This window comes from Streptococcus sp. 343_SSPC (assembly GCF_001072385.1).
In the GTDB taxonomy this organism is placed as follows: Bacteria; Bacillota; Bacilli; order Lactobacillales; family Streptococcaceae; genus Streptococcus.
The window spans coordinates 23,448-37,261 of the sequence record NZ_JVKU01000016.1 but is presented as its reverse complement, the minus strand read 5'-3'; the positions used below and the strand labels follow the sequence as shown (position 1 = coordinate 37,261).

The following is a 13,814-nucleotide window of genomic DNA, read 5'->3' as shown; positions in this document are numbered from 1 at the left end:
CTCTTCTATTTCTTTTTTTCTATTCTATCAAAATTCCCAAAAAGCTTCAATATATTTTCTGAAAATTCTTAATTAACTATACAATTTTTATTGCCAATAGGCGGGTCGATTCTTCTCATAAGCAGCAATCAAGTCCTCGTATTGGAGGGTAATCCCAATATCATCTAGACCGTTGAGTAATTTGTTCTTCCAATCCCCATCGATCTCAAAGCTAAATTCTCCAACAGGCGAGATGATCTTCTGCTCTTCCAAATCCACCGTTACCTCATCTGTCGGCTTCAAGCTTGCCAGCTTTTGACGAACCTCTAAAGGCTGGACTATTGGTAGCATCCCATTATTGAGTTCATTATTGTAATGGATATCTCCAAAAGAGCCGGCGATAACGACTTTAAAGCCATAATCAGCTAAAGCCCAGGCTGCGTGCTCCCGAGAAGAACCAGCCCCAAAATTGTCGCCAGTAATCAAGATGGTTGCCTTGCTGTATTCTGGTTTGTTAAAGATAAATTCTGGATCCTCGGTGTATTGACCATCCAAGTAGCGCCAAGCGTACATGAGGTATTTACCAAAGCCTTTTTTATCAATCAGCTTTAAAAATTGCTTGGGGAGGATTTGGTCGGTATCGATATTATCGTTCATCAAAGGAACCGTAGTTCCCGTATAAATGGTAAATTTCTCCATGATTCCTCCTTTTACTCAACTTCTGGCATTTGGCGCACATCGACAAAGCGACCGGCTATTGCTGCTGCAGCGGCCATTGCGGGGCTACAGAGATGGGTCTTAGCCCCAAATCCTTGGCGGTCTTCAAAGTTTCGGTTGCTAGTAGAGGCACAGTGGACGCCATCCGGCACCTTGTCTGGATTCATCCCGAGACACATAGAGCATCCTGGATCACGCCATTCAAAGCCAGCATCCAGAAAGATCTTATCCAAACCCATTTTTTCCGCTGCTCGTTTGACAGGACGGGAACCTGGAACTACGATGGCGGTTAAATTAGGGGCAATTTTCTTCCCTTCTACGAAACGGGCAGCCAGCTGCAAATCGCTGAGTCTGGCATTGGTACAAGATCCGATAAAGATATAGCCCAACTCGATGTCTGAAGCCTTTTGACCTGGTTGGAGATCCATGTAGGCATAGGCCCGTTCATCATTCATATCCCGAATTTCTGGAAAGGCTGTTTCCACGTCGACTCCCATAGAAGGGTTGGTCCCCCAGGTCACCATGGGTGCTAACTGGGATACATCGATGGTGATGACTCTATCATATGTCGCATCGTTGTCACTGACCAGGGACTGCCAATCGGCTACTGCAGCTTCAAAATCTTTTGGCACACATTCACGACCACGGAGATAGTCAAAAGTCGTCTCATCTGGATTCATAATCCCCATCTTAGAGCCGAATTCAATGGACATATTGCAGATGGTCATCCGCTCTTCCATGGTGAGGCTATCGATTGCTTCCCCTCTATACTCGACCACATGGCCAACCCCACAGGCTACGCCATAACGAGCAATCAAGGCCAAAATATAGTCCTTGGCATAAATCCCCTTCTGAGGCTTTCCAGTAAACTCGACCAAGAGCTTCTTCGGTTTGACCTGCCAGATGGTCTGAGTCGCAAAGACATGCTCCACCTCACTGGTCCCAATTCCAAAGGCAATGGCGCCGAAAGCTCCATGGGTCGCCGTATGGCTGTCTCCACAGACAATAAACTTTCCAGGCTGGGTACGTCCTGTTTCAGGACCAACCATATGGACAATTCCCTGTTTTTCTGAACCATGACCTGCATGATCGATCCCAAAGTCCTTAACATTTTCAGCTAATTTATCAATCTGAGCCTTAGAAATCACATCCCGAATATCATAAATATTAACCGTTGGGACATTGTGATCAAAGGTTCCAAAGGTTAAATCTGGTCTCCGAACCTTTCTACCAGTGTCTCTAAGCCCTTGAAAAGCCTGGGGACTGGTCACCTCGTGGATATAGTGTTGGTCCACATACATGAGTTGGGGCTGGCCTTCCTCACCGGTCACTACATGCCGTTCCCAGATTTTATCAAAAATTGATTTTCCTGCCATCCTTACCTCCATAAAGCGTAGAGTGTGTAAAGTGTGAGAAGGGTTCCTAAGAGCCAGGTGACCTTAAAATACCACTTCTGTGTCTTGTGATGAAAGAGTAGCCCTCCTATCCAGGCTCCTAGCCCTCCAACTGCAAAAGCATAAAAGAGCAAGGTCTTTTCTGGTATCCGCCAGGCATTTCTTTTGGCCTTTTCCTTATCAACTCCGTAGAGAATCCCTACGAAGAGATTCCATAGAAGGATCAAGCCAGTAATCATTCCTTTTACACTCATAATCGTTTTATAATCTCTTCTGTCATTTCTTTTGTCGTAGCACTGCCACCTAGGTCTCTCGTAAAGATTCCTGCAGCAAGAGTCGCTTCGACTGCTTTTTCAATGCGGCTAGCATCTTCTTCTCGATCAAAACTTTCTCGCATCATCATGGCAACAGAGAGGATCATCGAGACTGGATTCGCCACGCCTTGACCTGCAATATCTGGAGCTGATCCATGAATAGGCTCATACATGCTTGGACCTGACTCTGAATGGCTAGCCGATGGCATAACCCCAAGAGTGCCAGACAAGACACTGGACTCGTCTGAAAGGATATCACCAAAGAGGTTTTCCGTCACGATGACATCAAAGCGAGATGGATTGGTAATCATGAGCATGGCTGCTGAGTCTACCAACTGGTGCTCCAAGGTAACATCTGGGAAGTCTTGAGCCACTCGATCAGCTACTCTTCTCCAAAGCTTGGAGGTTGCGAGGACATTTTGTTTATCAATGCTAGTGACTTTCTTGCGACGTTCCCGTGCAATCTCAAAAGCCTTCCGCACAATTCGCTCCACTTCTTCAACCGAGTAGTCGTTGATATCCCGTGCTTGGTTTTCTTCTAAGATATGCTCTCCAAAGTAAATCCCGCCGGTGAGCTCGCGAACCACTACGAAGTCCACACCATGAATGCGCTCCTCCTTCAAAGGAGAGAGGTGCTTGAGGGAGTCGTAAATCTTGACCGGACGAATGTTGGCATAAAGGTTGAGCTCCTTACGAAGAGCTAACAAGCCTTGCTCCGGACGAATCGGTGATTGGTCATACTGAGGACTTCCGATAGCCGCTAAGAGAATGGCATCCGCTTCCTTTGTAGCTTCTAGAGTAGAAGCTGGTAGAGGATGACCAGCCACATCAATCCCTGCTCCCCCAAATGGATGATCTTGGACTGAATAGTCAAAATTTGTTTTTTCTGCCACTGCTTTCAGCACGGACAGGCCAGCCTCCATGATCTCTGGTCCAATCCCGTCTCCAGCTAGGGCGACAATCTTCTTCGTCATAGTGTTCTCCTTTAGGCATCTGGTAGATCACGATAGGATACAATGTGACCGATCTCTCCAGCATTCTCTTTTTGCACCAAGGTATTGGCATTGATATAAGCAATCGCTGACGCCTTCAATACGTCAAAGTCTAAACCAGAAGCATTAAAGATGGTATCCGTCGCTTCGTTTTCAACAGTGACCAGTACACGCGCTTGGGCATCAATCCCATCTGTCACCGCATCAATAGTGTAGGAAGTCAGACGAACTTCTTGATGGAAGAATTGATCAATAGCATTAAAGATTGCTTCCACTGAACCTTGACCTTTGGCAAGGTATTCAAGAATTTCACCATTTTCATTTTTCAGACTGACTGCTGCAGTGATGCTTTCATCTTCATTGGTTGTGAGACGAAGATCATCAAAGTGGAAGCCTTCTGGATTTTCCACTGCTGTACCGGCAACAAGGGCGCGGATATCGGCATCAGTGATCTCGTGTTTCTTGTCTGCCAGAGATTTGAACTTAGCAAACAATGGCTGGATGTCTTCTTCTGTGAATTCCAGTCCCAACTCATACAGTTTTTCAACAAAGGCATGGCGACCAGACAATTTTCCAAGAGGGAGACTATTGCTCTTAACCCCCACCAACTCAGGTGTGATGATTTCATAAGTAAGCGGATTTTTAAGAACTCCATCTTGGTGAATCCCAGACTCGTGTGAGAAGGCATTACCACCAACAACCGCCTTGTTTTTAGGAATTGGAATCCCAGAGTAACGAGAGACCAACTCAGAGGTGTTGATGGTTTCATTAAGGACAATCGGACTCTCCACTTGGAAATAGTCTTCGCGAATATTAAGAGCGACCGCTACTTCTTCAAGGGCAGCATTTCCAGCCCGTTCCCCGATCCCATTGATAGTACCTTCGACCCGACCAGCTCCATTTTTGACAGCGGCGAGGCTATTAGCCACCGCCATTCCTAGATCATCATGGCAATGAGGGGAATAAATAATCTCACGATCCGTCTTGACATGGTCAATCAAGTATTTGAAAATAGCTCCGTACTCTGCTGGTGTCGTGAAACCGACTGTATCAGGAATATTGATGTAGCTAGCGCCAGCATCGACTGCAGTCTGGACAACTTGCAAGAGGAAATCCAACTCCGTCCGTGTCGCATCTTCGGGCGAGAATTCAACAACTTCAAACTTAGAACGCGCATAAGAAACGTGTTCCTTGATCGCTTCAAGAATTTCTTCCTTGGTCTTGTTGAGTTTAAACTCCCGGTGAATGGGACTCGTTGCGATAAAGACGTGAACTTGCGGATACTTGGCGTCTTTCAAGGCTTCATAGCAAGCATCGATATCGGATTTAACGGAGCGAGCCAAACCTGTCACAGCAGTCTTGGTCAAGACCTTCGCAATCTCTTGCACAGCAGTGAAGGAATCCGGACTAGCTGCAGGAAAACCTGCTTCAATAGCAGAAATGCCCCATTTTTCCAATTGCTTGGCAATGGCAATCTTTTCTTTAATGGAGAAATTGACTCCTGGAGTCTGTTCACCATCCCGAAGACTGGTATCTAAAAATTCAACTTTACGCATAGGGTCTCCTCTTTTCTAAACATAGTGAATAAAATAAAAACATCTCGCCAGTTACCTAAGCGAGATGTTTTGTTACTCCCGCTTGGTAAGCCAAACAGGACTAATGCTTTTGCACTAGCCCGAGTACCTCAACAACAAAGCAAATTGAATAAACTTAGCTGTTTTCATGTTTGACTTTCTCCTTTGATTGATGTCTTGTTTAGTATTTTAGCATAGGGAAAATTGAATGTCAAGAATTTTCTACAATATTCTGAATTTTTTGAATAGAAACAAAATAAAGGCGAAAGTCGCTTTCTTACTTTCGCCTGATCTTCTTATTTTTTCCTGTAGAGATCAAAGATGATTTGATCATTGTATAGATCAATGGTATTGGCCTTGACATAGAAATCCATCTCATTTTTAATCTTAGCAAGCTCGATCTTGATCGTCGCTTCTTTGCTATCAATTTTTACAAAGTCAGGTAGATCCTTATTTGTAGACAGCACCTGCATCACGGTCTTCTTAGGAAGTTTCAAGGTCCCAACTGAAAAATCCTTGAGGGTCAGGAGGATACTCCCATCCTCTAGCTTACTTGGCTGGAAATAGATATAGAGCGGGTACTCCTTTCCTAAAAAGTCCATCTTCCCCTCTAGTAACATCTGTTGGTTGTCTGCATACAGTTGATAATCACTCAAATGATAACTTTTAAGCATGACCTTGATGGTTTCATTTAGTTGAGCCCTAGTTGTGGTCATACTGCCAATCTTGACATCTCCTCCTTGGCTAGGAGTCTGTAGTTGCCGGACATCCTCTCGTACCGTTGAGAAACGAGTCCATACGACTAGACTTGTTGCCAGCAAGAAACTGACCAAGCCTAGAAAGAGCCATTTCCAGATGTTAATCGGCGTTTTTTCTCGTCTCTCCTTAAAATGAGGTCCTGTGGTTGCTGGCTTAACCTTCTTTTCACTCGAACCATTTTTTCTCAGTTGCATGTATTTTCTCCAGTACGGCTTCTTTCATGATCTCATAACCAGTATTATTGGGATGGAAACTATCCTCATCATACAAGGCATCATTGGTTACAGTCTCTTTTCCTAATTCGGATTCTGTCACCCCACTCTTGCCATCAATGCCCTTATAGAGGAGGTCATTGATTGGAACAAAGTAGACGCCTTGATAGGCAGAGAGGGTCTCCTCCGTTCTTTGGTTCCACTGATCGACAAGGGTCTGCAATTCCATTAGATCGGGGAAATTGAGATACAAGGGATTATAGATCCCCACCACGTAAATAGGCAGATCAGGGTTGTCCTTGCGGGCCAATTCGATAATCTGTTTGAGATTTTTCTCATAGGTCTTCGATGCTTTTTCGAAGCGGTCCAGATCTAAGTTACTGGTATCCTCAAGAATGGCCTTCCGCAGGTCATTGCCCCCGACAGTAATGGTCAGTAACTGAGCCTTCTTCAGGTCCTTTCGAATCTCCTTTTTTTCCTGCATACGTGACAAAATTTGACCGCTCGTGTTACCAGAAACACCATAGTTGATCGCTTTGAATTCAAGACCTGTTTCATTGGTCAAACTCTGAGCGAGCAGAGGGACAAAACCTCCTTGATTGGTGCTATCTCCTACGCCTTTGGTCAAGGAATCCCCAATCGCTACATAGGTGACTACCTTCTTTTTGGCATTTGTTGACGGTTTGGTCATCACTGGTTCTGCCGAAGGAAGGAGCCAATTGACCAGAAAAAAGCAGACCAGAAAAGTGACCAAACAATACAAGATCATCTCTAGTATTTTTCTTCTATTCATATACTCCTCATTCGTCCAGCTTTCAATTTGACTTTCTTATTTTTTATTCAGATTTAGGCTTGGTAGACAATCTTGCCCTGGCAGATGGTATAAGCTACCTGTCCCTTGAGGGATTCACCAACAAACGGTGAATTGGCTGCCTTAGAAGCAAAATGATCAGACACTAAACGGTCAGCATCCGGATCAAAGATCACAATATCCGCTGGTCCACCGACTTCCAAATAACCCGCTTCAAAGTTATATAATTTAGCAGGATTATAGGTCATTTTTTCTAAGAGTTCCATCAAGCTGAGCTCTCCTGCATGGACCAAATAGGTCAAACCAAGTGATAAAGAGGTCTCTAATCCTGTCATGCCGGAAGGAGCCTTGGTGATATCAGCTACGTTCTTTTCATCCGCATGATGAGGCGCGTGGTCCGTTGCGATTACGGTAATGACTCCTGACTTCAAGCCTTCGATGACTGCACGACGGTCTTCTTCCCGACGAAGAGGCGGATTCATCTTGGCATTGCTTCCCTTAGACAGCAAGAGGTCTTCAGTCTTAGAAAAATGCTGAGGAGCTACTTCTGCTGTAACAGGAGCACCTATCGCTTGGGCAAACTCGACTACCTTGACACTCTCAGCTTTCGAGAGATGCTGGATGTGGAGGTGGCCACCTGTTGCGTGAGCAATCATAGCATCACGCGCTGCCATAGAATATTCTGCCACACCAGTCGCTCCGCAAACCTTGAAGTGCTCCCGAGCAATGTGCTCATTGAGTCCCAGAATGCCGTTCAACTCTGGATCTTCTTCGTGGAGACTAATGAAGGTCCCAAGACGTTTTGCTTCTTCCAAAGCCTGACGGACTACCTTGGTACTTTGCAACGGGATCCCATCATCTGAGAAACCAACAGCTCCAGCTTGTAACAAGCCTTCAAAGTCGGTGAGATGTTGGCCATCAAAGTTCTTGGTAACCGTCGCAACGGTTTTAACATGGATGGCTTCCTTAGCAGCAGAATCCAAGACTTCTTTTAAGGTCTCGACATCCGAGATGGTTGGAGTGGTATTGGCCATCATGACGACTGTCGTAAAACCACCAGCTGCAGCTGCAAGAGCCCCAGTGTGAATATCCTCCTTGTGGGTCTGACCTGGTTCACGGAAGTGAACGTGAATGTCCACCAAACCTGGCGCTACCACCTTGCCACTCGCATCGATAACTTGGGCTCCTTCATAAGAAATAGATGGACCTATTTCCACAATTTTCCCCTGATCTACTAAGAGATCACATACTTGGTCCAAACCAGTTTTTGGGTCCATTACCCGACCATTTTTAATGACTAACATCTTCTACTCCTTTATTCATAGAAATCAACATGGGTCTCTAGCAAGCGATCCCCATCATAGCGGAACATAGCTGAAAAGAAGGGTTTATCCTCCAAGAGCCACTCGACAAAGGTGTGGTCCCCCTCCCAAGTTGGCTTACTTAAGACTTGATCATAAGGCACCCACTCCAGTGTCCCTTCGTTACACTCGATGAGCTCCCCTTCAAATTCGGTCACCTTGAAGACATAGGTGTACCAGTCCAGGTCAGGTGTAAATTCAGGGAAGGTGATAATTCCTTTTAGAACTGGCTTAGCAACTAGACCCGTTTCTTCAAGAATTTCTCTAGCAGCACATTCTTGAGGAGTTTCCCCGCGTTCTAATTTTCCACCAACTCCGATCCATTTGCCTTCATGGACATCATTGGGCTTTTTATTGCGATGAAGCATCAAAAATGCTTCTCCATTATCGATATAGCAAATTGTAGCTAACTGTGGCATTATTTCTTCTTTCTATTTTCCTAACTTCGCAACCAATCAATCGGCTCGCGACCCATCTCCGTTAAATAAGCGTTAGCCCTTGAAAAAGGATGGGAGCCAAAGAAACCGCGATAGGCCGATAAGGGACTGGGATGGGCACTTTCAATAATCAAGTGTTTGCTTGCATCAATCAAAGACTTCTTCTTCCGAGCATAGGCCCCCCACAGAATAAAGACGACATGCTCCTCCTCTTGACTGACTAGGCGAATAACTGCATCTGTAAACTCTTCCCAAATCAGGCCAGCGTGCCCATTGGCTTGGCCAGCAGGGACTGTCAGACAGGCATTGAGTAAGAGAACCCCTTGCTCTGCCCAAGGCGTTAAATCATGGGAAAGCTTAAGCCCCACATCTTCCGCCAACTCCTTTAAAATGTTTTGCAAGGATGGAGGTGCTGGGATGTCATCCGATACAGAAAAGCTGAGCCCCTGTGCTTGACCAGGACCGTGATAGGGATCCTGACCCAGAATCACAACCTTAACCTCTTCCAGATTCGTTGTCTTTAAGGCCTGAAAAACCTTTTCACGAGGTGGGTAGATGGTCCCTGATGCATAGACCTGATCTAAAAATTGATTGATTTGCTTAAAGTAGCCCTCTGGAAGCTGCTCCTTAAGCAATTGGTGCCATCTTGAATGTTCCATCGCTTCTCCTTACAGCATAAAATAATTAACCGTTCTCTTGAGATTTCCTTGGACCAGCAGCCAAGCCAATAGAGGCTAACAAGAGAATTTGTGGTAGAAATTGGATCAGATAACGAGTCTTGCCACCTTCAAAGATGGTCAAAAAGAGAAGACCACCAAAAACAGCAAGCGATAGGAAGTGGAATTCGTCATCGTTCTTCTTCTTGAGATAGACAAGGACCAGGCCAGCGGCCATCACAATCCAAACCAACTGTTTGACGAACTCATAATAACGATACTGAGGACGATCTGTACTTAAGAAGTAGGTACGAATCCATTTGGCAACTGGTAAATCCTTGGTATAAGGATCGTAAAGAGGGTTAATGACCGGAGTCTTTTCGTATTCAACATCCCGATAGAGCCAACCAAGTGTCCCTTCTGCAACCGTCAAGGATTGCTTGGTATAAAGATGTCCCAGGAGTCCAATCGGACCATATTCCTTCAAGCGCCGTTTGATTTCTTTCATGATATATTCGTTCTTAAACATCCCATTATTGTACTCGTCTCGCTTATCTTCGTCGACATATTTCAAGAGCCCTTCTTTCATATCTGCTTGGTTGTGCCCAATATCCGTCAAGCCCAAGTTAATAAACAAGAGCGGACCTTTAGCCAGCCCTTCCCCTTTTAAAATAGGGACAGCTGTTTGGTGTTTGACAGCTGTATTCAGAGCTCCAAAGACCAGACCAGTTGATAAAAGGGTTAAAGCAAAGACTTTTCCAAAGACCTTCCACTGCCCTTTAAAGAAGAGGACCATCCAAAAGGCCATCACGACAATAATAGTCGTCGGACGAATCAGCATAGTAAGCCCTGATAAGAGGCCAAGCCACAAGGATGTCTTCCATTGTGCACTACTCTTGCTCCCTTTTAAGAGATCCAAGGCTAGCCCTAATTGCAAGGCGACGAGAGGAAGAGGCGGAATATCCGTGTACATGGAGTAAAAATAAGGGGAATAACAGATTAAGACCACATAGAGGGTATATACCCAGTCTGCTACTTTTTGGTCATAATGTTTCAGCCCTAAACGATACAAGAGGATAGCTCCTGCATTCACAAAGACCATGTTGAGGACTTGCATGACCCAGAGGCCTGCCCCACCAAAGAGTTGGTAGAAAAAGCGTTCGTACAAGAACAAGGGAAGGTTATTGGGATTCCGGCTCAGGTAGCTAGAGATAGAGGACTCTTTTAGAAGGCCAAAGGCTCCCGTATAGACCACCGCAGCATCTCGTCGGATAAAGAGTTCTGCAGACAGCATAAAAACAATCTGAACTAGAATCGCTCCCAGCATCAATCCAGTCTTGTGCTTCATCAACCAGGCAAAGGCTCTTTTGAGATAGGAGCGACCAACATAAGCTAGGAGAAAGACAAGTCCCCCAACTACAAGTCCCCATCCCGAAATATCTTTTAGGTAGATGACACTAATGACAAACCAGTGCACCATCAGGAGCAACATGACCAGATGGAGCAATCCAAATAAGACATTTTTACTTTTTACTAACATAGCTCCATTATAGCAAAAAAATAGGGATTTCGCTGGATTCTATCGGCTCTCCATCAAATAGAGGACCTCAGTTTGGATGGTGAAGCCAAGCCCTAGATATAGACTCAGGGCTGCTTGATTCTCTTTTTCAACGACAATCTGAAATTGCTGCTCCACTTCTGTAGCCATCTGATTCATCACACTTCGTAAGAGATAACGTGCGTACCCTTTGCGGAGATGATCCGGGTCAACGGCTAATCCAAAGAAATAGGTCGTACCTTGTGATAGATCCACTGTAACAGAAGCAAGTACTTGCTCTTGGTCACGCAAGACAAAGAGACGGGTATCCTGCCCCTCGAGAGACTCGGTCGCATATTTGAGGGCATAGTCAAGATCTGTCTCAAAAGCCTTGGATTGAAAATGCGCGATCTCTTGGAGCATGGACTCCTGAGCTTCTAACACCATCAGCCCTTCTCTCTTCTCATGGTCGGTGACCTGACAAGTTGCCTCCAACCACAGTTCGTGGTCTTCCTCCTCTGCCTCCACCAAATGAAAATGGCTAAGTAAGTCCGTGTTTTGATCCAAAAACCGAACCTCTGACACATACAGTCGGTCTTCTAGCTGATAGTCCTTGGCCAAGTCCATAAAATCTTCCCATAAGGAACGAGCAATCCCTTGTCTACGAAAAGAAGGTGTCACAAAGAGCTGTACCTCTGCTTCCTTAGGTTCATCCGCATAGATGGACAAAAATCCAACCAGCTGCCCCTCCACCGATGCAAGGATAAAAGCTGGCATCGTAGGATCAGCGTTGTAGAGATTATCCAAATAGGGCAAGCGATAGGTTTGATCGACTTGGTGACAGGCTCTTACAAGCTGTTCACACTGCTTTTTTTCTTCTAGAGTCAGACGAGTGCGTCTTTCAAGCTTCATTATTATCCTTCCTTACAAAAGAAAAGGAGAGCCAAGCGTTGGCCCTCCTCCATTATACTTTAGTCTTGCCAAGTTTCTTGGTTTTCCTTGAAACGGCGTAACAGTTCCAAACCTTCAGAAGTAATGTAACCCTGTTCTTCAGCTAAATGAATCAATTCAGTGTAGTTTGACAAGGTTTCAAGTTGAACGCCTGCTTCCGCAAATTTCTTATCGGCTTTCTCCAATTGGTAGGTGAAGATAGCCACCACACCAAGGACGTCTGCTCCTTCACGCTTCGCAGCTGCGACAGCCTCCAAAACAGACCCACCAGTAGAAATCAAGTCTTCCACTACAACCATCTTTTGACCTTGTGGTACACGACCTTCGATTTGGTTTCCAGCTCCATGGTCTTTTGGTTTGCTACGGATGTAGGCAAATGGCAAATTCATCTTGTCCGCAATAATGGCACCATGAGGAATCCCCGCAGTTGCTGTACCAGCAATGACTTCAACTTCAGGGAAAGCTTCCTTGATTTTGTCCACGAAGCCATTTTCAATCAAGGTACGAGTTTCTGGATAAGCGAGGGTCACGCGGTTATCCGTATAAATAGGGGACTTGATCCCAGACGCCCAAGTAAAAGGCTCTTCTGGTTTCAAATAAACGGCTTCAATTTTTAGAAGATGGCTAGCAATATCTTTAGCTAATGACATGATAACTCCTTTTTACGATTTTAATCGAATACGAATTAAATCAATAATTGATTTTTAAATGACTGTACAGGTTAGTGAATAGTTTAGGGAAGGCCCTATCGGTCTCTGTTTATTCCGACGATTAGCTAAGAGAAACGATTTTTTCTCTTAGCTAATCTAGTGAATGCGTTAGGGAAGATCCTATCGGACTTCCCGTAGAGATACAAAAGTTTTACTTTTACTGGCGATTATTATTCCGACGATCTCAGAAGAGAAACGATCATTTTCTCTTCTGAGATCTAGTGAATGCGTTAGGGAAGGTCCTATCGGACTTCCCGTAGAGCTACAAAAGTTTCACTTTTAGTAGCAATTAGTGTTCCGACGATTATGAGAATAAAACGATACTTTTTATTCTCATAATCTAGTGAATAGTTTAGGGAAGGCCTTATCGGGCTTCCCGTAGAACGTCTTGAAGCACAGCTTCTTAGACGTTCTTAACTATTCCATTGTCTCTTAATTTCATGGTAAGCATCCCATGGGTTTTCTGCTTGGATGATCGGACGTCCAACCACGATGTAGTCTGAACCGATGGCATGAGCTTCTTGTGGGGTCATGACCCGTTTTTGGTCACCAATTTCTGCTCCTGCAGGACGGATCCCTGGGGTGACGCAGACAAACTCTTCTGATGTGGCTTTCTTGATCAAATCTACTTCATGGGCTGAGCAGACAACGCCGTCCAAGCCAGCTTCTTGCGCCTTACGAGCATAATTAACAACTGATTCTTGGACAGTGGTTTGGATGTTTTGGCAATCACGCATGTCTTCTTCACTGGTTGAAGTCAACTGAGTCACCGCCACCAACTTAGCTCCTGGTCCAAGTGCTTTTTTGGCTTCGCGCATCATCTCTACACCACCGGCTGCATGAACTGTCACCATATCCACTCCAAATGTGCCTAGGACAGACATGGCTGACTTAACCGTATTTGGGATATCGTGCAATTTTAGGTCCAAGAAAATGCTGTGGCCACGACCTTTCAGATAGTGAACAATTTCTGGTCCGACTGCATAGAAAAATTCCATTCCGATTTTTACAAAAAGTTTTTCATCTTCTGGGAAATGTTCTAGAAAGTTTTTGACATCTTCAAAAGCTGGAAAGTCAAGGGCGATGATGGGACGTTCTTCACGCATGGGTTTCTCCTTTTTATGGCTGACATTTTTTCCACAAAAAAACCTTGCCCGAGGCAAGGTTACACGAAAATTAGGTAGTATCTACCCTGATTCACCGTCTAGACCTTAGGAGCCTCTCTGGACCACTTTAAAGGTTTTTCTACATTGTAGTACGATATGAAAGAAAAGTCAAGAAATAATCATAAAACGTTCGGATTCAATCTGTTTTTTTCATCTTTCGATTAGCGAAGATTCACAAACATGTCAAATTCTTGACGAAGATCCGATTTTCCTGTAAAATTTTTGTATGCTGAGTAAGGGTTGT

At 44.8% G+C, this 13,814-nt stretch carries 14 protein-coding genes; all 14 read right to left on the bottom strand.

Annotation, left to right across the window (positions count from 1 at the left end; all coding sequences use genetic code 11):
- Window positions 1-87: 87 nt before the first annotated feature.
- Window positions 88-678 (bottom strand): 3-isopropylmalate dehydratase small subunit, encoded by a 591-nt coding sequence (gene leuD, locus ADH27_RS04055; RefSeq protein WP_048715899.1) that lies wholly within the window; start codon window positions 676-678, stop codon window positions 88-90.
- Window positions 679-689: 11 nt separating this feature from the next.
- Window positions 690-2,072 (bottom strand): 3-isopropylmalate dehydratase large subunit, encoded by a 1,383-nt coding sequence (leuC, locus tag ADH27_RS04050; RefSeq protein WP_048715897.1) that lies wholly within the window; start codon window positions 2,070-2,072, stop codon window positions 690-692.
- Window positions 2,073-2,074: 2 nt separating this feature from the next.
- The gene (locus tag ADH27_RS04045; RefSeq protein WP_006596433.1) at window positions 2,075-2,344 is read right to left on the bottom strand and encodes a DUF1294 domain-containing protein; all 270 of its coding nucleotides are present in this window, start codon (window positions 2,342-2,344) and stop codon (window positions 2,075-2,077) included.
- Entirely contained in the window at window positions 2,341-3,378 is a 1,038-nt protein-coding gene (leuB, locus tag ADH27_RS04040; RefSeq protein ID WP_048715895.1) for a 3-isopropylmalate dehydrogenase, read from the bottom strand. The genes ADH27_RS04045 and leuB overlap by 4 nt, the downstream gene beginning before the upstream one ends.
- 11 nt (window positions 3,379-3,389) lie before the next feature.
- Window positions 3,390-4,952, bottom strand: a complete 1,563-nt coding sequence (locus ADH27_RS04035; protein WP_048715893.1) for a 2-isopropylmalate synthase — start codon at window positions 4,950-4,952, stop codon at window positions 3,390-3,392.
- A gap of 314 nt (window positions 4,953-5,266) precedes the next feature.
- Window positions 5,267-5,923: a YpmS family protein gene (locus tag ADH27_RS04030; protein WP_048715892.1), complete on the bottom strand. Its 657-nt coding sequence runs from the start codon at window positions 5,921-5,923 to the stop codon at window positions 5,267-5,269.
- A complete protein-coding gene (locus tag ADH27_RS04025) occupies window positions 5,895-6,734 on the bottom strand; it encodes an SGNH/GDSL hydrolase family protein (protein WP_048715890.1) in 840 nt (279 codons plus the stop codon). Before ADH27_RS04025 ends, ADH27_RS04030 begins: the two co-directional genes overlap by 29 nt.
- A 53-nt stretch (window positions 6,735-6,787) precedes the next feature.
- Complete coding sequence (locus ADH27_RS04020) at window positions 6,788-8,056, bottom strand: dihydroorotase (protein WP_048715888.1); 1,269 nt, start codon at window positions 8,054-8,056, stop codon at window positions 6,788-6,790.
- An 11-nt stretch (window positions 8,057-8,067) separates the two neighbouring features.
- Entirely contained in the window at window positions 8,068-8,532 is a 465-nt protein-coding gene (locus tag ADH27_RS04015) for an NUDIX hydrolase (protein WP_006596439.1), read from the bottom strand.
- 20 nt (window positions 8,533-8,552) lie between these two features.
- Window positions 8,553-9,209 carry a uracil-DNA glycosylase gene (locus ADH27_RS04010; protein WP_048715885.1) on the bottom strand — a complete coding sequence of 219 codons (657 nt, stop codon included), beginning with the start codon at window positions 9,207-9,209 and terminating at the stop codon, window positions 8,553-8,555.
- 25 nt (window positions 9,210-9,234) lie between these two features.
- Complete coding sequence (locus tag ADH27_RS04005; RefSeq protein WP_048715884.1) at window positions 9,235-10,746, bottom strand: glycosyltransferase family 39 protein; 1,512 nt, start codon at window positions 10,744-10,746, stop codon at window positions 9,235-9,237.
- Window positions 10,747-10,785: 39 nt separating this feature from the next.
- Complete coding sequence (locus ADH27_RS04000; protein ID WP_048715882.1) at window positions 10,786-11,655, bottom strand: GNAT family N-acetyltransferase; 870 nt, start codon at window positions 11,653-11,655, stop codon at window positions 10,786-10,788.
- 59 nt (window positions 11,656-11,714) lie between these two features.
- Window positions 11,715-12,344, bottom strand: a complete 630-nt coding sequence (pyrE, locus tag ADH27_RS03995; RefSeq protein ID WP_048715880.1) for an orotate phosphoribosyltransferase — start codon at window positions 12,342-12,344, stop codon at window positions 11,715-11,717.
- A 473-nt stretch (window positions 12,345-12,817) separates the two neighbouring features.
- Window positions 12,818-13,510: an orotidine-5'-phosphate decarboxylase gene (gene pyrF / locus ADH27_RS03990; protein WP_023023089.1), complete on the bottom strand. Its 693-nt coding sequence runs from the start codon at window positions 13,508-13,510 to the stop codon at window positions 12,818-12,820.
- Between the last annotated feature and the right edge of the window lie 304 nt (window positions 13,511-13,814).

Coding starts and splice junctions, on each gene's coding strand:
- leuD (WP_048715899.1), bottom strand. CDS start 678: ATGGAGAAATTTACCATTTATACGGGAACTACGGTTCCTTTGATGAAC.
- leuC (WP_048715897.1), bottom strand. CDS start 2,072: ATGGCAGGAAAATCAATTTTTGATAAAATCTGGGAACGGCATGTAGTG.
- ADH27_RS04045 (WP_006596433.1), bottom strand. CDS start 2,344: ATGAGTGTAAAAGGAATGATTACTGGCTTGATCCTTCTATGGAATCTC.
- leuB (WP_048715895.1), bottom strand. CDS start 3,378: ATGACGAAGAAGATTGTCGCCCTAGCTGGAGACGGGATTGGACCAGAG.
- ADH27_RS04035 (WP_048715893.1), bottom strand. CDS start 4,952: ATGCGTAAAGTTGAATTTTTAGATACCAGTCTTCGGGATGGTGAACAG.
- ADH27_RS04030 (WP_048715892.1), bottom strand. CDS start 5,923: ATGCAACTGAGAAAAAATGGTTCGAGTGAAAAGAAGGTTAAGCCAGCA.
- ADH27_RS04025 (WP_048715890.1), bottom strand. CDS start 6,734: ATGAATAGAAGAAAAATACTAGAGATGATCTTGTATTGTTTGGTCACT.
- ADH27_RS04020 (WP_048715888.1), bottom strand. CDS start 8,056: ATGTTAGTCATTAAAAATGGTCGGGTAATGGACCCAAAAACTGGTTTG.
- ADH27_RS04015 (WP_006596439.1), bottom strand. CDS start 8,532: ATGCCACAGTTAGCTACAATTTGCTATATCGATAATGGAGAAGCATTT.
- ADH27_RS04010 (WP_048715885.1), bottom strand. CDS start 9,209: ATGGAACATTCAAGATGGCACCAATTGCTTAAGGAGCAGCTTCCAGAG.
- ADH27_RS04005 (WP_048715884.1), bottom strand. CDS start 10,746: ATGTTAGTAAAAAGTAAAAATGTCTTATTTGGATTGCTCCATCTGGTC.
- ADH27_RS04000 (WP_048715882.1), bottom strand. CDS start 11,655: ATGAAGCTTGAAAGACGCACTCGTCTGACTCTAGAAGAAAAAAAGCAG.
- pyrE (WP_048715880.1), bottom strand. CDS start 12,344: ATGTCATTAGCTAAAGATATTGCTAGCCATCTTCTAAAAATTGAAGCC.
- pyrF (WP_023023089.1), bottom strand. CDS start 13,510: ATGCGTGAAGAACGTCCCATCATCGCCCTTGACTTTCCAGCTTTTGAA.